This window comes from Rhodococcus sp. MH15 (genome assembly GCF_019266045.1).
Lineage (GTDB): Bacteria > Actinomycetota > Actinomycetes > Mycobacteriales > Mycobacteriaceae > Rhodococcus_F > Rhodococcus_F qingshengii.
Window position 1 is genome coordinate 1,200,916 of record NZ_LPNP01000080.1, and the last position, 19,408, is coordinate 1,220,323.

At 63.4% G+C, this 19,408-nt stretch carries 18 protein-coding genes; 15 read left to right on the forward strand and 3 right to left on the reverse strand.

Annotation, left to right across the window (positions count from 1 at the left end; genetic code table 11):
- Positions 1 to 105: 105 nt before the first annotated feature.
- The 3 genes from ATN37_RS28660 (at position 106) to ATN37_RS28670 (ending at position 4,596) form a co-directional block, all read left to right on the forward strand.
- Positions 106 to 837, forward strand: coding sequence for an enoyl-CoA hydratase (locus tag ATN37_RS28660; RefSeq protein ID WP_003940192.1), 732 nt, complete (start codon positions 106 to 108; stop codon positions 835 to 837).
- A gap of 62 nt (positions 838 to 899) precedes the next feature.
- On the forward strand, positions 900 to 2,015 hold the full coding sequence (locus tag ATN37_RS28665) for an MBL fold metallo-hydrolase (RefSeq protein WP_007727770.1): 1,116 nt from the start codon (positions 900 to 902) through the stop codon (positions 2,013 to 2,015).
- A 76-nt stretch (positions 2,016 to 2,091) separates the two neighbouring features.
- Positions 2,092 to 4,596 (forward strand): cation-translocating P-type ATPase, encoded by a 2,505-nt coding sequence (locus tag ATN37_RS28670; RefSeq protein ID WP_003940410.1) that lies wholly within the window; start codon positions 2,092 to 2,094, stop codon positions 4,594 to 4,596.
- A 6-nt stretch (positions 4,597 to 4,602) separates the two neighbouring features.
- Here the strand turns inward: ATN37_RS28670 and ATN37_RS28675 are convergent, their stop codons facing one another.
- Positions 4,603 to 5,745, reverse strand: coding sequence for a diguanylate cyclase (locus ATN37_RS28675; protein ID WP_003940053.1), 1,143 nt, complete (start codon positions 5,743 to 5,745; stop codon positions 4,603 to 4,605).
- Between the two features lie 180 nt (positions 5,746 to 5,925).
- Here ATN37_RS28675 and ATN37_RS28680 point away from each other — a divergent pair, with 180 nt between their 5' ends.
- The 12 genes from ATN37_RS28680 to ATN37_RS28735 all read left to right on the forward strand — a co-directional run bounded on the left by ATN37_RS28680 (position 5,926) and on the right by ATN37_RS28735 (position 18,135).
- A complete protein-coding gene (locus ATN37_RS28680) occupies positions 5,926 to 6,117 on the forward strand; it encodes an antitoxin (RefSeq protein ID WP_003940164.1) in 192 nt (63 codons plus the stop codon).
- A 121-nt stretch (positions 6,118 to 6,238) separates the two neighbouring features.
- Entirely contained in the window at positions 6,239 to 7,885 is a 1,647-nt protein-coding gene (locus ATN37_RS28685; RefSeq protein WP_003939739.1) for a Na+/H+ antiporter, read from the forward strand.
- A 15-nt stretch (positions 7,886 to 7,900) separates the two neighbouring features.
- A complete protein-coding gene (locus tag ATN37_RS28690; RefSeq protein WP_030534944.1) occupies positions 7,901 to 9,118 on the forward strand; it encodes a lipase family protein in 1,218 nt (405 codons plus the stop codon).
- A gap of 4 nt (positions 9,119 to 9,122) precedes the next feature.
- A complete protein-coding gene (locus ATN37_RS28695; protein WP_165639102.1) occupies positions 9,123 to 9,509 on the forward strand; it encodes an MmcQ/YjbR family DNA-binding protein in 387 nt (128 codons plus the stop codon).
- The gene (locus ATN37_RS28700) at positions 9,506 to 10,723 is read left to right on the forward strand and encodes a sensor histidine kinase (RefSeq protein ID WP_165639103.1); all 1,218 of its coding nucleotides are present in this window, start codon (positions 9,506 to 9,508) and stop codon (positions 10,721 to 10,723) included. Before ATN37_RS28695 ends, ATN37_RS28700 begins: the two co-directional genes overlap by 4 nt.
- Positions 10,724 to 10,774: 51 nt before the next feature.
- Positions 10,775 to 11,566: a LytTR family DNA-binding domain-containing protein gene (locus tag ATN37_RS28705; RefSeq protein ID WP_003939723.1), complete on the forward strand. Its 792-nt coding sequence runs from the start codon at positions 10,775 to 10,777 to the stop codon at positions 11,564 to 11,566.
- Positions 11,563 to 11,934: a membrane protein gene (locus tag ATN37_RS28710; protein ID WP_003939880.1), complete on the forward strand. Its 372-nt coding sequence runs from the start codon at positions 11,563 to 11,565 to the stop codon at positions 11,932 to 11,934. Before ATN37_RS28705 ends, ATN37_RS28710 begins: the two co-directional genes overlap by 4 nt.
- A gap of 10 nt (positions 11,935 to 11,944) precedes the next feature.
- Entirely contained in the window at positions 11,945 to 13,696 is a 1,752-nt protein-coding gene (locus ATN37_RS28715; RefSeq protein WP_165639104.1) for a cation acetate symporter, read from the forward strand.
- Positions 13,697 to 13,858: 162 nt separating this feature from the next.
- Positions 13,859 to 14,221: a DUF485 domain-containing protein gene (locus ATN37_RS28720; RefSeq protein WP_003939976.1), complete on the forward strand. Its 363-nt coding sequence runs from the start codon at positions 13,859 to 13,861 to the stop codon at positions 14,219 to 14,221.
- On the forward strand, positions 14,218 to 15,855 hold the full coding sequence (locus ATN37_RS28725) for a cation acetate symporter (protein ID WP_007727752.1): 1,638 nt from the start codon (positions 14,218 to 14,220) through the stop codon (positions 15,853 to 15,855). Before ATN37_RS28720 ends, ATN37_RS28725 begins: the two co-directional genes overlap by 4 nt.
- A 73-nt stretch (positions 15,856 to 15,928) precedes the next feature.
- Positions 15,929 to 16,360 (forward strand): SRPBCC family protein, encoded by a 432-nt coding sequence (locus tag ATN37_RS28730; protein ID WP_003939735.1) that lies wholly within the window; start codon positions 15,929 to 15,931, stop codon positions 16,358 to 16,360.
- Between the two features lie 119 nt (positions 16,361 to 16,479).
- Positions 16,480 to 18,135, forward strand: a complete 1,656-nt coding sequence (locus tag ATN37_RS28735) for a substrate-binding domain-containing protein (RefSeq protein ID WP_165639105.1) — start codon at positions 16,480 to 16,482, stop codon at positions 18,133 to 18,135.
- A 1-nt stretch (position 18,136) separates the two neighbouring features.
- On the opposite strand, the gene ATN37_RS28740 is transcribed toward ATN37_RS28735, so the two are convergent.
- Both ATN37_RS28740 and ATN37_RS28745 read right to left on the reverse strand, forming a co-directional pair.
- Complete coding sequence (locus ATN37_RS28740; protein WP_165639106.1) at positions 18,137 to 19,042, reverse strand: transporter substrate-binding domain-containing protein; 906 nt, start codon at positions 19,040 to 19,042, stop codon at positions 18,137 to 18,139.
- A gap of 65 nt (positions 19,043 to 19,107) precedes the next feature.
- Positions 19,108 to 19,380 carry a WhiB family transcriptional regulator gene (locus ATN37_RS28745; RefSeq protein WP_050654722.1) on the reverse strand — a complete coding sequence of 91 codons (273 nt, stop codon included), beginning with the start codon at positions 19,378 to 19,380 and terminating at the stop codon, positions 19,108 to 19,110.
- Between the last annotated feature and the right edge of the window lie 28 nt (positions 19,381 to 19,408).

Here is a 19,408-nt window from a genome sequence, read left to right on the forward strand (position 1 = left end):
CTAACCTCCTGATGTACAGAACTTAGCTGCAGAGAAGTATGCGGACGGTATCGGCGCCTCGGAACATCCCTGTGTCGAGCCTTCCAGAAACGAAAGTGAGCGGACATGATCGGGTTCTCCCGTGACGGCAACGTCGTGACCATCGAGTTGCAGCGTCACGAGCGTCGTAATGCGCTCAGCGCGGAACTCTGCATCGCAATACGGGACGCGATGAACGCGGCGGTAGCCGAGCACGCGCACGTCGTCGTCATCACCGGTGAGGGATCGGCGTTCTGTGCAGGCGCGGACCTTTCCGGCGACGTCTACATGGAGGGCTTCACCGATCGCCTGTTCGAGATGCTTCGCTCTATCGACACGGCGCCCATCCCGGTCATCGCTGCCGTCAACGGTCCGGCCATCGGCGCGGGCACGCAACTGGCCATCGCGTCGGACCTTCGCGTCGTAGCGCCGAGCGCTCGCTTCGGAATCCCGGCCGCCACCCTCGGTGTCTCGGTGGACAAGTGGACGATGCGTCGGCTCGCGTCGCTGGTCGGCGGCGGTCCCGCGCGCACCATTTTGCTCGGCATCGAACAGATCGGCGCCGAAGAAGCCTTCACTCGCGGCCTCGCCAACAAAATCGGAACCCTCGACGACGCTCAGGAATGGGCACACCGCATCGCGAATCTCGCACCGCTGTCGTTGCGGCACATGAAGATGGTTCTGAACGACGACGGCACCATGGAGGAGCAGTCTCCCGAGCAGCTCGACGCGCTTCACGCCGCCTGGCTCAGCGAGGACGTCCAGGAAGCCCGCGCTGCCCGCATCGAGAACCGCCCTCCCGTATTCAAGGGTAAGTAAAGCTGGTTGCAGGGAAAACAGGCGCCGGGCACGCAGGGCAGATAGTGGCTACGCTCGTCTGAATGAAGAAGACGACGGTTCTCGGAGTTGCTGCTGTTGCCGCGGCGACGGGGTGGGTGGCGCGAGCCGCATGGGGCATCCCGACGCAGATCGGGGCCTCGCGAAACACGGTGCAACCGTATGCGGCGATGTCCCCGCGATACCGGGACCGCCAGTTCCACAACTCGGAGCCCAGCAGCACACTGGTTCCGGGCACCGATGTCGGAATGTTCAAGTCGATGGCCACGCGAGGGTCGACGGGTCGGCCGCGTCGGCCGATTCCGTTGGCCACTCCGCTGGCACCGGCGGCAGCCGGCGACGCGGCGGTGACGTGGTACGGCCATTCGAGCGTTCTCGTCGAGGTCGACGGCTACCGCGTTCTCGCCGATCCGGTGTGGAGTGAACGCGTATCACCCTCGGCCACAGTAGGTCCCGCGCGCATGCACCCCACTCCGGTGGCTTTGACCGAACTGCCTGCAGTGGATGCGATAGTCATCTCTCACGATCACTACGACCATCTCGACATGGCTACGGTCAAGACCCTGACTCGTACACAGACCGCTCCGTTCGTCGTGCCGATCGGTATCGGGGCTCACCTGCGGCACTGGAAGGTGCCCGAGAACCGGATCGTGGAATTGGACTGGGACGAGTCGACAAAAATCGACGACCTGGTCCTCACGTGCACGGAGGCTCGTCACTTCTCCGGTCGTGGCCTCGTCCGGAACACGACGCAGTGGGCGTCGTGGGTATTCGCCGGGCCGAAGCACCGGGTCTTCTTCGGTGGTGACAGCGGATACACATCGCGTTTCGAACAGCTGGGTGAAACCTATGGGCCTTTCGATCTGACGCTTCTCCCCGTCGGTGCGTACGACGTGCGCTGGCCGGACATCCACATGAATCCGGAAGAGGCAGTGCAGACGCACATCGACCTCAACAAGGGCGACGGGTCGCGCGGTGTCTTCGTCCCGATTCACTGGGCGACGTTCAACCTCGCGTTTCACTCGTGGTCGGAGCCGATCATTCGCCTCGACGAGTCGGCTGCAGATGCGGGCACAACAGTGTCGGTCCCGATGCCGGGCGGCAGGATCGACGCGTTGTCACCGACACCGCCGTCGAAGTGGTGGATACCGCTGGGCTGAGCGGCGAAGTGTCGCGGACGTGGTTGCCTGTCGAGTCGCACCCTGATTAGTTGCTCCGGGTGCGTAATCTTTGACCATGGCTCACGAGCACACCAGTTCAGAAGAGACAGCAGTGGCGGTAGCGCCTGAGCGATTGCCGGACGACGTCGACGTCGCCCGCGGTCTGACCGCCGATCAGGTTGCAGCAAGGATCGCGTCGGGACAAACCAACGATGTACCGGACCGGGCGTCCCGCTCGGTCAAGGACATCATTCGCGGCAACGTCTTCACTCGCATCAACGCGATCCTGACCGTGTTGTTGGTGATCGTGCTCGCGACGGGTTCGATCATCGACGGTATGTTCGGACTGCTGATCATCGCGAACAGCGGTATCGGCATCATCCAGGAGATCCGCGCCAAGCGCACGCTCGACGCTCTGGCCATCGTGAGTCAGGCCAAGCCCATGGTCAGGCGTGACGGCGTCGCCGTGGCGATGGCGCCCAAAGATGTTGTGCTCGACGACATTATCGAACTCGGATCCGGTGACCAGATAGTCGTCGACGGTGAGGTGGTCAGTTCGGCTGCACTCGAGGTCGACGAATCGCTGCTCACCGGTGAGGCCGATCCGGTTCACAAGGCGAGTGGCCAGCAAGTGTTGTCGGGCAGTTTTGTTGCCGCGGGCAGCGGTGCATACCGCGCCACCAAGGTCGGCGGCGATGCATACGCGGCCAAGCTGGCCGAAGAGGCGAGCAAGTTCACCCTCGTGCATTCCGAACTGCGCAGCGGCATCGACAAGATCCTGAAGTTCATCACCTACCTGATGATTCCGGCGGGTGCGCTGATCATCTTCAATCAGCTCTTCACGATCGGCCTGCCGATCCGACCGGCACTCAACGGCATGGTGGCAGCTCTGGTTCCGATGGTTCCCGAAGGCCTTGTGCTCATGACGTCCATTGCATTTGCGGTCGGTGTGATCCGGTTGGGCAAGCGCCAGTGCCTCGTTCAGGAGTTGCCGGCGATCGAGGGTCTGGCTCGTGTCGACGTGGTGTGCGCGGACAAGACCGGAACGCTGACCGAGAACGGTATGCGCCTGTCCGAGGTCGACGTCGCACCGGGTGGATCGGGGGAGACTGCGGTCAAGTCCGCGTTGAGCGCGATGGCCGCGTCCGACCCTCGCCCCAACGCGAGTGTCCTGGCGATTCGCGAGTCTCTCTCCGACGACTCCGGGTGGGGCGAAGCGACAGCGGTGGCGCCGTTCTCCTCGGCGAAGAAGTGGAGCGGCCAGTCGTACGGCAGTCACGGCAACTGGGTACTCGGTGCCCCGGACGTGCTGCTCGATCCCGACTCGGAAATGGCCCGCAAGGCCGAGGAAGTGGGTTCGAGCGGACTTCGTGTCCTCATGCTCGGCAGCAGCGACCTCCCCGTCGACGACGCCGACGCCCCTGGCACCGTCACCCCCGAAGCTCTGGTCGTGCTCGAGCAGAAAGTGCGCCCGGACGCCCAGGAGACGTTGGAGTACTTCGCCAGCCAGAAGGTCGCGGTCAAGGTCATTTCCGGCGACAACGCGGTTTCCGTCGGCGCCGTTGCCGGATCCCTCGGACTCGAAGGCGGCGACCGTCCCATCGACGCGCGAGAGCTGCCGAGCGATCAGGAAAAGCTGGCGGACACTCTCGACGGAGCAACGACGTTCGGTCGAGTGCGACCGGATCAGAAGCGGGAAATGGTCGCGGCCTTGCAGTCTCGCGGACATACCGTCGCGATGACCGGTGACGGCGTCAACGACGTGCTCGCCCTCAAGGACGCCGACATCGGAGTCTCGATGGGTTCGGGCAGCCCGGCTACCCGAGCCGTGGCCCAGATCGTGCTGCTGGACAACAAGTTCGCGACGCTCCCGTACGTCGTCGCGGAAGGCCGCCGAGTGATCGGCAACATCGAGCGTGTGTCGAATCTGTTCCTGACCAAGACCGTCTACTCGGTGGTGCTTGCGTTCCTGATCGGCATCACCGGCGTCCTGTCCCAGGTCTTCGACTTCGAACCGCTGCCGTACCCGTTCCTGCCCCGCCACGTCACGATCGCAGCGTGGTTCACGATCGGTATCCCGGCCTTCATCTTGTCTCTGGCACCCAACAACGAGCGCGCGCGAACCGGTTTCGTCTCGCGCGTGATGCGTCTGGCGTTGCCGTCGGGCCTGATCATCGGCATCACCACGTTCATCTCCTACGTATTGGCTTACCAAGGCCCGGACCAGACGGAAACCCAGAAGATCCAGGCCGGAACCAGTGCGCTCATCACGTTGATCATGATCGCCGTGTGGGTTCTGGCCGTCGTGGCTCGGCCGTACGTCTGGTGGAAGCTCGTTCTGATCGGCGGGTCGGTGGCCGGATACCTCATCCTGTTCGCGCTGCCGTTCACCCGCGAGTTCTTCAAACTGGATCCGAGCAACGTCGCTGCGACGACGCTCGCGATCACCCTCGGCGCGATCGGCGTTGTACTCGTGGAACTCTCGTGGTGGATCAGCGCACGCCTGCACGGGGAGAAACGAAAGATGTTCGCGACACCCGACGACCTGCCCGGCGAGCATCACCATGCCCACAGTGAGTGAGTAGTTTCAGCGCCTGAACATCTGCACCCAGGCAATGCGATCGCCGCCCCGCTTCTTGGCTCGGTACATCGCATTGTCTGCGTGCTCGATCAGTTCGTTGACAGCCCGATCCGGTAAGTCCGTCTCGGGACTCAGATAGACACTGACGCCGGTACTGGCGGACACAGGATAGGGATCGGAGTCGGACGAAACCGCCGAATGTATCTCGGTGGCGACCTGCTCGATATCTCCTCGATCGACTCCGCGCAGGACGACGAACTCGTCTCCACCGATTCGAGCCACCACCGCATCGGGGCCGGCGGCAGCGATGAGGCGGTCGGCGACAGCGGTCAACGCGTCGTCGCCCGCGACGTGCCCGTGCGTGTCGTTGAGGTTTTTGAACGAGTCGACGTCGATGAGTAGTGCGATCAGAGCCTGCGTTCGATCACTGCGCAGCAGATGCTGTGCCTCGTCCTGGAGTCCGCGGCGATTGAGTGTCGCGGTGAGGTAGTCCCGGTGGGCGTTGCGTGCGTCGTCGGTCAGGCGCAGCCAGACGATCTGCAGAATCCACGCGGTGGAGAAAACCACACCGGCAACCATCAGATAGAGATTCACGACCACCCAGTCGTCGTTGACCGGCTCGGACATCGCCATGGCAGCGAGCGTCGTGCAGACAGCAAGAGCCCAACCGATGTGGCTGATGGCAACGCGAGGGCTGTGAACTATCGCCGCATAGAAGCCGATCATGATGAACAGGATGCAGCCGATGGTTCCGACGAAAGCGGTGCGTACGGCGAAGAAGAGAGTGACGGCGAGCCACAGGTCGGCCCAGACGACAAAGGCCACGGATTGTCGCCAAGTTGGCCACGATTCGTTACGCGCCCAGCGGTAGCCCGCATAGGCGCCACTGATAGTTCCGAGGGCGAAGATCGACCGCGCCAGGGCGGTGTCGGAACCGAAGCGGCTCAACTGCATGGTCGCCGCGATCAGGGCGAAGAGAAAACACCACACCGCGACTAACTTGCGGCCGGGAACGGTCAGCCCGCGAGTGTCGAGGAATCGGGGGAGCCAGGTGTAATCGGTGCGATCCGACCACCACCGGGACAGCAGTTCACGCGTGGGGTAGGGGTCGCTCCCCGTCCCGCGCAGTCCTGCATTCAAACCGGGCACCTGTCGATGTCGATGGGTGGTCAATCAGCTATTGGCGGGTTAACGCTACCTCGAGTTGCGCACGGCTCGAACGCACGGACCTGCTTTCTGGCGCAGAGGCCGTCGACCTGTGAGAATCGAAGGGCGCGGAGGAACGATTCCGCCGAAGGATGTGCGTCAGCACCGGGAGAGGACACGGACATGGGTTTCTTGGACAACGTCAAGGGATTGGTCGAAAAGGGCCAGGAGCTCGCAGCGGAGAACTCCGACAAGGTTCACGACGCTATCGACAAGGTCGCCGACATCGCCGACGACAAGACCGGCAACAAGTACGGCGATCAGATCGACAAGGCAGCTGAGGCCGCCAAGAAGGCTGTTCCCGAAAAGCAGTAATATCGCATTCGGCATACCGTTTTTCGGTAGCACCGTTGCTCAGGGGCCCGTCACCGAAAAGGTTGCGGGCTTCTGTGCGTCCGCTGGGTGAACTCCCAGGGTCGGCGGGCAGAATGAACGCGTGAACTTCACCTGGATTCTGCTGGTCGTCATTGCCGCCATCGCAGTCACCGGGCTGTCCAATCGACGAAACCTGCAGGCTCCGCTGGTTTTGGTGACGGTAGGTTCGGTCGCATCCTTCATACCCGGTATGCCGCGGCCGGAACTCGATCCCCACGTCATTCTCGGTGTGGTCCTGCCGCCGCTTCTCTACTCGGCCGCTCTGAAATTCTCGGTGGCGACCTTCAAACGCAACTTGGCCCCGATCTTGCGCCTCGGCGTCGGAATGGTGTTGGTGACGGCGTTCGTGGTTGCCTTCTTCGCCGAATGGATGGTGCCCGAGTTCACGATCGGCGCCGCCCTGGTGCTCGGGGCCGTGATCGCGCCGACCGACGCCGTCAGCGCGGTGGCGGTCGGTCAGAAGCTCGGGCTCCCGAAACGGGTGATCGCCATCTTGACGGGCGAGGGGCTCGTCAACGACGCCACCGCGCTCACGCTCTTCACCGTCGCCGTCGCAGCAGTGACCGGAACGCGAATTGCCACCGATTCGCCCCTGTTGTTCTTCGCGTACGAAGTGATCGGCGGCGTTGTCGTCGGCTTGGTGCTCGCGTTTGTCGTCAAGTTCGTTCGTGCCCGCATGTACGACTCTCCACTGGAAACCGGCTTGGGGTTGGTGCTTCCGTTCGCTGCCTACCTGGCCGCCGAAGAACTACACGCGTCCGGTGTTCTGGCCGTTGTGGTCGCTGGTCTGGTGATCGGGCACTATTCGACGGACGCGTCGATCATGACGCGATTGCAGGAGCGCTCGGTGTGGTCGAGCCTGGACACTCTTCTCGAGATGTTCGTCTTCGCATACATGGGGCTCCAGCTGAGCTTTGTGATCGACGATGTTGTCGCCGACGGACTTCCGGTGCTTCACGTGTTCGCGTACGGTCTCGCAGTCCTGGCCGTTGTCATCGTGATTCGGCCGGTGTGGCTGTTCCTGAGCTACTCGCGTGTGCGATTCGGTGTAACCCTGCGCCGTGATCGCGAGAATCAACTGACGTGGAAACAGAATCTGGTGGTCTCGTGGGCTGGAATGCGCGGCGTCGTCACTCTTGCTGCGGCCGGCGGTATCCCGTTTGCACTCTCGTCCGGCGAGCCGTTCCCCGGACGCGGCGTCATCCAGGCGATCGCGTTCATCGTCGCGGTCGGGACATTGCTCATCCAGGGATCTACCTTGCCGTTCATGATCCGTCGCCTCGACGTCGCGGATCCTTACGAGCAGTTGCGCACGCAGGAACAGATGGAGTTGGCCCGCAACATTTCTCGCAAGGCGGGAGAGAAGGCGTTGGCAGACGCGGCCGCGCACCCTCCGCCGGGGATCGACGGGAAGGAACTGCAGGCGATCGTCGAACGCGTACGACGCTCGATGCAGGCGAGGCTTCAACTCCAGGAGGTCGACGAGGACGCCGATCGCGAGGCCGCCTTGTGGAATGCGGGAGCTCTGTTCGACAAGTTCCGGCATCAGTCACTGCGCTCGCAACGAGTTGCGCTGATCGCCGCACGTGACGACGGAGATCTCGACGACGAGGTATTGCGTACCGTATTGGAAGGACTCGACATCGAAGAGGCCGCAGCAGAGGAACGTGTCAGGCGTCGCCGAGCAGGTAGCGGTGCGGGCAAATAGAGGGGAACACTGCGTATGACTGTTCGGAGTTCGAGGGTTCGCGCAGTCTGGGGAGTCGTGGTGGCGAGCGCACTTCTCGTGAGCGTCGGCTGCGGATCGGATGCCTCGCCGGATGTCTCCGTCACCGACACCTCGACCACGACAACCCCGTCGGTCGAGAGCAGTGCGCAACGTGGCGTCGTGTTCGACAGTGAACCCTTCACCAGCACAGCCGAAGTGGCGGCGTCCGGAGCAAGCGCGGTGAAAATCCTGTACGGCTCCACCTCCGGTATCGACGGCCGAGAGACTCAGGTGTCGGGAACGGTGTTCACGCCGCCTGGAACTCCGCCGGAGGGCGGTTGGCCGATCGTCTCCATCGGCCATGGCACGACGGGTATTTCGGACGACTGCGCGCCGTCGGCCTCGCCGACCCTGTTCGGCACGATCGGCCTGGTCGCGCCGTTCCTCGACTCGGGATACGTGGTCGCTGTCTCCGACTTCGAGGGCCTCGGCACTCCGGACCCGCATCCTTACCTGCAACCGGACACCGCGGCGTTCAACGTCATCGACGCGGTTCGAGCGGCGCGCAACGTCGTTCCGGACACCTCGACTCGTTGGGCAACTCTGGGGCTGTCCCAAGGCGGGCAGGCATCCTGGGCAGCAGCCGAGGAAGCCGACACCTACGGCGACGGACTCGAATTCGTCGGTGCAGCAAACCTGTCCCCGGCAGCGGACATCTCGCCGATCATCTCGAGTGATTCCGAGGTGAATCTGTCACTGCCTCAGCAACTGCTGCTGCCCTATGTACTCGAAGGGCTGTCCCTCACCCATCCGGACCTCGAACGAACCGACTACGTGCGCGGCGCATTCGAGCAGAACTACGACCTGCTCACCTCGTGCCTGACCTCTCGGGCGACGGAGAAGTTGGGTCTGGTCGGAAAGGTGACGCCCGCCGACACGCGGCCGGCCACCGCCGAGGATGCGGACCGAATTCACGCGTGGCTCAGCGATGTTGCTCTTCCCCGTCAACGCGCGAGCGGTCCGATGTACGTAGTCGTCGGTACCAACGACAACCTGATCCGTCCGGAATGGACCGAGGCGGCAGTCGAACGCGCCTGCGCCGACGGTGACGTCATCGAATTCCAGGCGCGACCGGGTGAAGGTCATGCGGACGGCGCCGCTGTGCCGGGAGCTGTCGCGTGGGTGAAGGATCGATTTGCAGGTGTTCCGGCACCGAATACCTGCGGGTCGTGAATCGATGACGCCGTTGGAGCGAATCCGCGCTCTTGCACTGGCATTGCCGGAGGCGACCGAGCGGGTCAGCCACGGTGAAGCGTCGTGGTTCGTGCGCAAGGCGCCGCAGTTCGTCACCATGGCAGATCACCACCACGACGATCGCGTCGCGATCTGGGCCGCGGCCCCACCTGGGGCGCAGGCAGATTGGGTCAGTCGTGACCCGTCGAGGTTCTTCGTCCCTCCGTACGTGGGTGGCCGGGGATGGATCGGCGTGTACCTCGACGTTCCGAGTGCCGACGAGACCGAGGACGAGAAATTCTGGAACGACGTAGCCGACGTCGTCGAAGATGCGCACCGCACGGTGGCTCCGAAAACACTGATACGGAAACTGGACGAGGACTCGCGGTGAGTCCGGCCGTGGTCGCGCTTCTCAGCGTGCTGATTCTCGCAGTGGCCGGGGCGCTGACGGCTGTGTGGATGCGCACCAGACGTGAGGTGACCACCCCCACCGAACGTGCCGTCCATGCCGCTCTCCATACGGCTTCGCTTGCCGCGCGGCCACTTCGGCGTGGACTCGACGAGAATTCGGCCGCCGAGGCGGCGCCTCACCTACGTGAGCTGACCGGCGGCTCCGGTCTGGGCCTGGCAGACGCGTCGGGAAACCTGTTGGCGTGGGACGGCCGTCACGAAGCGTTGTCCGAACAATTCCACGACGCCGCCATTCGTGCGATCGCAGGCGAACGCCGGGTACTCGTCACGCACTCGGACCTGGTGCGCGGACCGAGCGATCACCATGTGCGAGCGCTGATCGCTCAGCCCCTGCTGATCGAGGACATCGGCGTGGTCGGCGTACTGGGAATCGTCACCAGCGAGGACCCGTGGCCGGGAATGCTCGGAGCGGTCACCGAGGTGGCACGATATGCCTGCAGTCAGATCGAACTCGCCGACCTCGACGCGTCCAGAGCCCTGTTGGATCGAGCCGAAGTGCGTGCCCTGCGCGCACAGATCAGTCCTCATTTCATCTACAACGCGCTCAACACGGTCGCATCGTTTGTTCGAACCGATCCGGCGCGGGCCAGAGAACTGATCCTCGAGTTCGCGGACTTCACGCGGTACTCGTTCCGATCTGCGGGTGAGTTCACCCTGCTTGCCGACGAGTTGCGCAACATCGATCGTTACCTGACCCTCGAACGCGCGCGATTCGGGGAGGCTCTGAACGTCCGCCTTCAGATAGCACCCGAAGTGCTCAACGTGGTTCTTCCTTTCCTTGCCCTCCAGCCGCTGGTCGAGAACGCGGTTCGTCACGGCATTTCGAGTAAGCCGGAGGGCGGGACCGTGAGCATCGTGGCTGCGGACGAGGGACCGGACTGCATCATCAGCGTCGAGGACGACGGTGTGGGGATGGACCCCGAACTACTGCGCTCCGGTTCGCTCGACGCCATCGAGTCGGGATCGGGGCGACCCAGCGCACGAGAAGCTGCTCACGTCGGTTTGGCCAACGTCGACGACAGACTTCGTGCCGCGTTCGGCAACGACTACGGACTCGTGGTGGAGACAGCGCCGGGTGCCGGTACGAAGGTCAGCATGCGTGTTCCCAAGTTCAAGCAGGGTATTCACGTCTGATTCTCGCCTTCGATGATCAGGCTGAAACCGTCGTGGGAACATGGACCTGTTGTGAACGAGACTGACACTGATGCCCAGCTGACCGTCCTTGCCGTCGACGACGAGAAACCAGCCCTCGACGAGCTGGCCTTCTTGCTGCGCGCCGAGGACTCGGTGGCGCACGTTCACACGGCATCGGATGCGACGACAGCGTTGCGGATACTGCGCGGTGGAAGCATCGACGCGGTGTTTCTCGACATCAACATGCCCGGACTCGACGGTCTCGAACTGGCCGGCATCCTCTCCAATTTCGCGACGCCACCGCCCGTGGTGTTCGTGACAGCGCACGACGATCGAGCGGTTGACGCATTCGATCTCGGCGCCGTCGACTACCTACTCAAACCGCTCCGGGAGGAGCGTCTCGCTCAGGCCGTTCAGCGGATCGTGGGGCTGGCCGGGCGCACCAAGAGTGAGAGCAAACCCGAAGCTGCGCCCACGGACGAGGTGATCCCGGTGGAACTGGGCGGTGTCACGACGCTCGTTCAGCGTTCCTCGGTGGAGTGGGTGGAAGCCGACGGGGACTACGCGCGTTTGCACACCGCTGGAAAGTCGCACCTGGTGCGCATCCCGATCTCGACGCTCGAATCACGCTGGGCCGACGCGGGCTTCTTGCGTGTGCACCGCTCCTACCTGGTATCTCTGGCGCTGGTCACCGGCATCCGAACAGTAGGCAGTGGATTGGTGGTCTGTCTGCGCCCGCACGGTGACAAACCTCCCGTCGAGCTTCCGGTCAGTCGCAGACACACCCGTGAACTCAAGGATCGACTGGTTCGTGCGCCCAAGCAGAGTTGGTTGTCGCGGTGACGTCGCAGTCCGATCCTCCGCAGCGTGAGCGCGTTGTGTTGGCGCAACGTAGTGGCGCACGGATCGTGCGAACACGGGTGGAGGTGCAGGAACAGACCGAAGTCGGTGACGCCATGATCCGCGGTCTCGTTCGCGCGCAGTTGGGACTGGCGATTCGCCTTGCCGTCGTGGCAGCCGGGCTCCTGTGTGCGGTGCCGCTTCTGACGCATCTCTTCCCGACGCTCTCGGAGGTCGCGGTCCTTGGCATCCGGTTGCCCTGGCTCGTGATGGGCGGCGCCGTGTATCCCTTGCTGTTGACGACCGGTTGGGTGTTCGTGCGTCGTGCGGAGCGAAACGAGCAGGACTTCAACGACATCGTGGACGACTGAGCGCGGCACTGTGGGAGGACAACCTATCCCGGTGTTGACGGTGCTCGGCATCGTGGCAGCAGCTGTCGCGACGGTGGCTATCGGAATCTACGGCGTTCGGCTCGCTCGTACCACCTCGGACTTTCTCGTCGCGTCCAGAACCGTCAGTGCGCGGTGGAATGCGACGGCCATCTCCGGCGAGTACCTCTCTGCTGCTTCGTTTCTCGGTGTTGCGGGGCTGGTCGCCAAGTACGGCGCCGACGCACTCTGGTATCCCATCGGCTTCACCGCCGGATACCTCGCCCTGCTGCTGTTCGTCGCAGCGCCGCTTCGGCGTTCCGGTGCGTATACCGTCCCCGATTTCGCCGAGTTCCGTCTCGGCTCACCGCGATTGCGCAAGCTCGCGATGCTCGTGGTCGCGATGGTGTGCATCCTGTACCTGATCCCGCAGTTCCAAGGCGCGGGACTGACGCTCAATATCTTGCTCGGGGTTCCCAGTTGGATCGGCGGCGTAGCGGTCGGGGTCATCGTCATCGCCAACGTCGTCGGCGGCGGGATGCGCTCGATCACCTTCGTTCAGGCCTTCCAGTACTGGCTGAAACTGACTGCCGTCGCGATTCCCGCTGTGGCACTGACCTTCTACTTCTTCGGCGATCACCACGACGTCGGCGCGTCGATGCCGCCGACGGTCACCACTGCGACGACCGTCGACATCACCACCGACGTCGTCGTCCAGGTGTCCGAGCCGGTGACGGTCAGCGGCGGCACAGTCGACGGGCGAGCGGTCGAAGGCACGATGACCCTGGGGCCGGGGGAGCACACTCTCGGTGAAGGCATGTCCATGGTCCTCGACGCGGGAGCCGCCGTCCCTGTCGTCGCCGGAGCGCCCGCGCAGAACTCTGACTGGATCACCCCGGGTTGGGGTTTCGGTGGGCCGCACCCGATGTACCAGGTGTACTCGCTGATGCTCGCGACCTTCCTCGGAACGCTCGGCCTTCCTCATGTTCTCGTCCGGTTCTACACCAACCCCGACGGCCGGGCAGCCCGTCTGACGTCGCTCGCCGTTGTCGGTCTGGTCAGCGTGTTCTACCTGTTTCCGACACTCCTCGGCGTCTTCGCTCGCCTGTACGTTCCGCAACTTCTGATCACCGGCACCTCCGACGCGGCGGTGCTGCTGCTGCCGGGCTCGGTGTTCTCGGGGTGGGGCGGACAACTGCTGGCAGCCCTCGTCGCGTCCGGTGCCATTGCCGCCTTCTTGTCGACGTCATCCGGATTGCTCGTCAGCATCGCGGGCGTCGTCAGTACCGACGTTCTCCGTGGGCGAGTTCGAGACTTCCGTATTGCAGCGCTACTGGCCGGGGTCGTTCCTCTCGTGCTGTCGCTGGCGGTGGTGTCGGTCGACCTCTCGAGAACCGTCGGTTTGGTGTTCGCAGTCGCTGCGTCGACGCTCTGCCCACTGCTCGTATTGGGTATCTGGTGGCGCGGTCTGACTGCCGTCGGCGCGGGGGCGGGGATGGTTGTCGGTGGATGTGTTGCGGGCACTGCCGCTACTGTCGCCGTCCTGGGTGGTTTGTCGGAGGACGTCCTCGGTGGCTGGCCGGCAGCCATTTTCGCGTTCCCGGCCGCGGTGAGCGTGCCGCTGGCGTTCCTCACGATGATCGTCGTGAGCAAGGTGTCGTCGAAGCAGATACCGGCAGATATTGCGCGAATCTTCACGCGGATGCACGCCCCGGAACGGCTCGGAATGGGCTCCGATCGCGAAGGCGATCTCCGCCAACCCTGACTTTCACCGCCCGAACCCTCTGCCGTTGGTCGCGCCTGCCTGACCGTTCGGCGCAGCGCGCGACTGCTCACCGTGTGACTGGCGCCACAGCGTCTTCATGTGACTCCGATCTCACTAACGTCTGTGCGTAGTTCACTTCACACGCGAGGCGAGGAGCCGGCAGTGTCCACAGCAGAAATCAGTGAGGGGTCGCCGCAAGAGCGACGCACCCCGGATGCCCAGGCATTCATAGACATGCAAGCGAGTCCCGAATTCCAGGAACTCCGAACGCGTCTGCGCAAGTTCGTTTTCCCCATCACTGCATTCTTCCTGCTCTGGTATGCGGTGTACGTCGTCCTGGCTACCTATGCCCACGACTTCATGGCCACCAAGGTCCTCGGCAACATCAATCTCGGCATCATCCTCGGCCTCGGGCAATTCGTCACGACCTTCGCCATCACCGCGTGGTACGTGAAGTTCGCCGGTCGTGAGCTCGATCCCCGCTCCGCCGCCATCCGTGAAGAACTGGAAGGTCCCGCACAGTGATCACCACACTCGCCGCGTCCGGAACGGACGTAGGAAACCCAGCCTTCAACATCGCGATCTTCCTCGCTTTCGTCGTCGTGACCATGACGCTGGTGATCCGCGCCAGCCGGACCACCAAGAAGGCGTCCGACTTCTACACCGGTGGTGGGCAGTTCACCGGCCCGCAGAACGGGTTCGCCATCGCCGGTGACTACCTCTCGGCGGCATCGTTCCTCGGTATCGCAGGTGCGATCGCCGTGTACGGCTACGACGGCTTCCTGTACTCCATCGGCTTCCTTGTCGCCTGGTTGGTTGCACTGCTCCTGGTCGCCGAATTGCTCAGGAACACGGGCAGATTCACGATGGCCGACGTGCTGAGCTTCCGACTCAAGCAGCGTCCGGTGCGCATGGCGGCGGCCCTGTCCACTCTGGCCGTTTCCCTCTTCTATCTTCTTGCCCAGATGGCCGGCGCCGGTGGACTTGTCGCGCTGCTGCTCAACATCGACGGCAAGGTGGGACAGTCGATCGTCGTCGCGATCGTGGGTGTGCTGATGATCGTGTACGTCTTGGTCGGCGGCATGAAGGGCACCACCTACGTACAGATGGTCAAGGCAGTTCTGCTGGTTGCCGGAGCCGGAATCATGTTCGTACTCGTTCTGTGGGCAGTGCGCGGCAACTTCTCTCAGTTGCTCGCCAATGCGCAGGACATGGTCAACAGTTCCACCACCAAGGGTGTGCAGGGACGCGACATCCTCGGGCCCGGTGCCAAGTACGGTCTTTCCGGAATGACGAAGCTCGACTTCATCTCTCTCGGAATCGCTTTGGTGCTCGGCACGGCGGGCCTGCCGCACGTGCTGATGCGCTTCTACACGGTGCCCACTGCCAAGGAAGCTCGCCGCTCGGTGACCTGGGCGATCGCGCTGATCGGTGCCTTCTACCTGTTCACACTGGTTCTCGGCTACGGCGCGGCCAGCATGGTCGGACCGGACAAGATCTTGGCAGCGCCTGGTAAGGAGAACGCGGCCGCTCCGCTTCTCGCCTTCGAGCTCGGTGGCACCATCTTCCTCGGCATCATCTCCGCGGTGGCGTTCGCGACCATCCTCGCCGTCGTTGCCGGTCTCGCGATCACTGCTTCGGCGTCGTTCGCTCACGACATCTACGCCAGTGTCATCAAGCGCGGCAACGCAACCGAGGAGCAGCAGGTTCGAGTTTCTCGAATCACCGTCGTGGTCATCGGACTCGTCTCCATCGTTCTCGGCATCATGGCGATGGGGCAGAACATCGCCTTCCTGGTGGCTCTCGCCTTCGCAGTGGCGGCCTCGGCGAACCTGCCCACCCTGCTCTACTCGTTGTTCTGGAAGAAGTTCAACACCACCGGTGCGCTCTTCAGCATCTACGGCGGTTTGATCAGCTGCTTGACGCTGATCGTGTTCTCCCCGGCGGTGTCGGGTAAGCCGTCGTCGATGTTCCCGAACTCCGACTTCGCCTGGTTCCCGCTCTCGAACCCCGGCATCGTCTCGATTCCGCTGGCATTCGTCCTCGGCATCGTCGGTACGTACATCGGACGTAACAAGATCGAAGATCCGGCAAAGCAGGCGGAGATGGAAGTTCGCTCCCTCACCGGCGTCGGCGTCGAAAAGGCTGTCAGCCACTAAGAGGGGCAAAGCCCCGTGCGTCTTTCTGGTACCTCTGGTTACGGAAAAGGCGCACGGGGCTTATTGTTCTGCCATGGCAAAGCTCACAGTGAAAATCGACGTTCCGCTTCCTCCTCAGGAAGTGTGGGACAAGGCGTCCGATCTCAGTGGATACGAAAACTGGCTCGTGGTTCACGACGGATGGCGCAGTGAACTTCCCGAACAACTGGGTGTCGGCACCGAGATCAGCTCGGTCGTGACTGTGAAGGGCCTGCGCAACCGCGTTCGGTGGACCATCAAGAAGTACGACGTCCCGAAGGCGATCTCGCTCAAGGGAGACGGCAAGGGCGGGGTCAAGCTCGGTCTCGAACTCGACGTGAAGGCAAAGGGCGACGGGTCGGAACTCGCGCTGACAGTCGAGTTGGGCGGCGCGCCGTTGTTCGGCCCGATCGGTTCGAGTGTGGCGCGGGCGCTCAAAGGCGATGTGGAGAAGTCGCTGGCCCAGTTTGTCCAGATCTACACCTAGTTGTGGAGATTTCCACATCGAGCTACTTCACCGCTAACATGAGATAGGATTCTTTTCGGCGGGATAAACCGGGCATCGGTTGGTTATTGATGCGGGTCCCGCCGGAAAGGATTCGATCAATGTCGTCTCGTCATGGGTACGGCGCACCACCTGCGTCCATGCCTCGATCCGTGCAGGTTCTGATCGGACTCTTGGCAGTAGTCGCAGTCGGTGGCACCGCAGCATTCGCCGTGACGTTCAAAAGCGTCAGCGACAAGGGAGAACTCGGTGCGAGTGCTGTCACAGCGGCGACGGCAACCAGCTGTGAGAACCCGGAGACCGTGACCGTGGCGGCCGATCCGTCGATCGCCTCGGGACTCGAAGCTGTCGCCGCTGCCATCCCCGCTACGGAACTCGGGTGCAGCTCGCTCAGCGTGACGCCGCAAGATCCCGTGCTCACCGTCGCGGCGATCGCCGACGGTTCGGCGCCCGCACTGTGGATCCCTGATTCGAGCGAATGGTTGGACAAGGTTTCGGCGAGCGGGCAGGAGATTCGCCGGATCAGCAACTCGGTCGCGTCCACCCCTGTTGTCACTGTCTCGGCGCCGGGTAGCGAGGCACCCGCCGCTTGGACGGATGTCCTCGGCGCTCCAGCACTGCACATCGGCGATCCCCTCACCAGTGCCGTCTCCAGCGCACCGATCGTGGCAGCCTTTGCCGAGGCCCAGTCGCGGGGCGGGGACCTCACGTCCATTTCGGCAGCCCTGGTCCCGGTGGCGCAAGCGCAGTACGGAAATCTGAAGGAAACCGGTTCGACCGGACGCATCCAAACCGTGGACGCGGACGGCGGGACCGCGGTGACGACCGAGCAGATCTTCGAGGCTTATCTCGCCGCACATGCGGACAGTCGACTCACCGCGTCGGTACCGTCGTCCGGTTCGGTCTTCATGGACTACCCGATGGCAAGTGTGGGTGCAGACTCGTCGGCGGCGGTCGACGCCGGCAAACTGCTGGCGGCAGCGCTGACATCGGACACCGGGCGCTCCGTACTTGCCGGCCTCGGGTTCCGCGGCGCGGATCAGGCCCCGCCGGTCGCCGGTGGAGTGGGAAAAGTTGGCTCGCTGGTGCCGTCCGATCCGACTGTGGTCGCCAAAGCGCTTGCGCGGTACGAGATTCTGTCCAGGCCTTCCCGTGCACTGGCAGTTGTCGACGTCTCGGGGTCCATGGACTACATGCAGGACGGGGTCACTCGAATGGCCGCGACTGCACAGGCCGGTGACATTGCGATCCGAATGTTTCCCGCCAACGCACAATTGGGTCTCTGGGCATTCTCCGTAGACCTCGGCGAGGGCACGGACTACCGCGAACTCGAACCTGTCGCCCGTATGGATGCAACTGAAGGCGACACGGATCATCGGAGCAAACTGCTGTCTCGGATCGACAGCCTCTCTTCGATCGTCGGCGGCGGAACAGGTTTGTACGACAGCGTTCTCGCCGCGTATCGGTCCATGCAACAGACCTACGATCCGGCCTCGATCAATTCGGTGATTCTACTGACCGACGGTGCGAACGATGATCCGTCGAGTATCTCGCTGCAGGAACTTCTCGACACCCTGACTCGCGAGCAGGACCCGACGCGGCCGGTACCGATCATCACCATCGGTGTCACCGATGACGCCGATACCGATGTGCTCGAGCAGATTTCGGCTCTCACCGGCGGCAACAGCCACTTCGCTCCGACACCGGCAGACATCCCGAAGGTCTTCGTCGGCGCGATCAGTGGGCGCGCCGGCTGAACTACTCGAGGACTGGCGCGTCGGCGCTGTCCGTGATCCATTCGGTTGCGAGTCTCTCGAGGGTGCCGTCGGCGTAGAGCGCATCCACGGCGGCAGAGACGCACGCCGTCAGAGGACTGTTCTTCTCGAGCACGAACCCGAAGAATTCGGTGACCGCGTTGGGCCGCGGAAACTGACCCACGATGACCGACCCGGGCAGTTCGTTCTCGGTGATGTGAAATCCGGTCGGGATGTCGACGACCAATGCGTCGATCTCGCCCGCGGCCAGCGCAGCTTTCGCATCGTCCGTGGTCGCGAACTCGCGTGGCGCAGTGGTCGGAACAATCGTGTCGGTGATCGCCGCGAGGCTGGTGGAACCGGTCTGAGCGCCCAAACGGTAGCCGGCCAGATCCGCAAGATTCTTTGCCTCAGCGGCTTTGCTCCCGCGCGAGGCGATCACCGACTGCGCCACTGCGTAATACGGCGAGCTGAAGTCGACGTTCTCGCGGCGATCCCCGGAAACCGTGAACTGATTGACGTCGAAGTCGAAATCCTTGGGGCCTGGTTTCAGTGCGTCGTTGAAGGCGACCGTGGTGAAGCGAACCTGATCGGCGTTGTACCCGAGTTTGTCGACGACGGCCCGGGCCACCGCCCCCTCGAAGCCCTTGCCGTTGGACGGAGTGTTGTCGACGAACCACGGCGCGTACGCCGGCGAATCGGTGGCGATGGTCAAGACACCGTCTTCGAGGGTGGTCCCGCTCTGGGGTCCGCACTTGTCCACGGCGGTGGTCGAGGGCAGTTTGGTGAATGCCTCGGGAACCGTGGTCGTGGTGTCCGCTGCCGCAGTTGCCTCCGGCTGCGACGAACACGAGCCCAACAAGATCGAGCAAGCGAAGATCGCGGTCACGGCAACAGCGCGTCGTGTCATAGGCACAAGGCCATCTTGCCTGTTTGTCCGGTACGGACGTGACGGGGGTCTCGTGTGAGCGGAGTTCACGCAGCTGAGCGTCGTAGTGCAAGGCGCTCCGACGGTGTCGTCCCACCCCATACTCCGTGTGGTTCAGCGGTGTCGAGTGCAAAGGTCAGGCAGTCCCGAATGACCGGGCAGCGGAAGCACACCTGCTTCGCGGAACTCTCCCGTGCAGCCCGATTGCGTCCGCGCTCTTCACCCGGCGAATAGAACACCGCCGGGTCCACTGTTTTACAGGTGGCGAACATCCGCCAGTTGTTGTCCACCAACGGCTCCACGGAACTGCGAACTGTCATCGTGGTCTCCTCTCCCATCGAGAATCCA

Coding starts and splice junctions, on each gene's coding strand:
- ATN37_RS28670 (WP_003940410.1), top strand. CDS start 2,092: ATGGCTCACGAGCACACCAGTTCAGAAGAGACAGCAGTGGCGGTAGCG.
- ATN37_RS28660 (WP_003940192.1), top strand. CDS start 106: ATGATCGGGTTCTCCCGTGACGGCAACGTCGTGACCATCGAGTTGCAG.
- ATN37_RS28740 (WP_165639106.1), bottom strand. CDS start 19,042: ATGACACGACGCGCTGTTGCCGTGACCGCGATCTTCGCTTGCTCGATC.
- ATN37_RS28730 (WP_003939735.1), top strand. CDS start 15,929: ATGGCAAAGCTCACAGTGAAAATCGACGTTCCGCTTCCTCCTCAGGAA.
- ATN37_RS28695 (WP_165639102.1), top strand. CDS start 9,123: ATGACGCCGTTGGAGCGAATCCGCGCTCTTGCACTGGCATTGCCGGAG.
- ATN37_RS28690 (WP_030534944.1), top strand. CDS start 7,901: ATGACTGTTCGGAGTTCGAGGGTTCGCGCAGTCTGGGGAGTCGTGGTG.
- ATN37_RS28735 (WP_165639105.1), top strand. CDS start 16,480: ATGTCGTCTCGTCATGGGTACGGCGCACCACCTGCGTCCATGCCTCGA.
- ATN37_RS28680 (WP_003940164.1), top strand. CDS start 5,926: ATGGGTTTCTTGGACAACGTCAAGGGATTGGTCGAAAAGGGCCAGGAG.
- ATN37_RS28665 (WP_007727770.1), top strand. CDS start 900: ATGAAGAAGACGACGGTTCTCGGAGTTGCTGCTGTTGCCGCGGCGACG.
- ATN37_RS28745 (WP_050654722.1), bottom strand. CDS start 19,380: ATGACAGTTCGCAGTTCCGTGGAGCCGTTGGTGGACAACAACTGGCGG.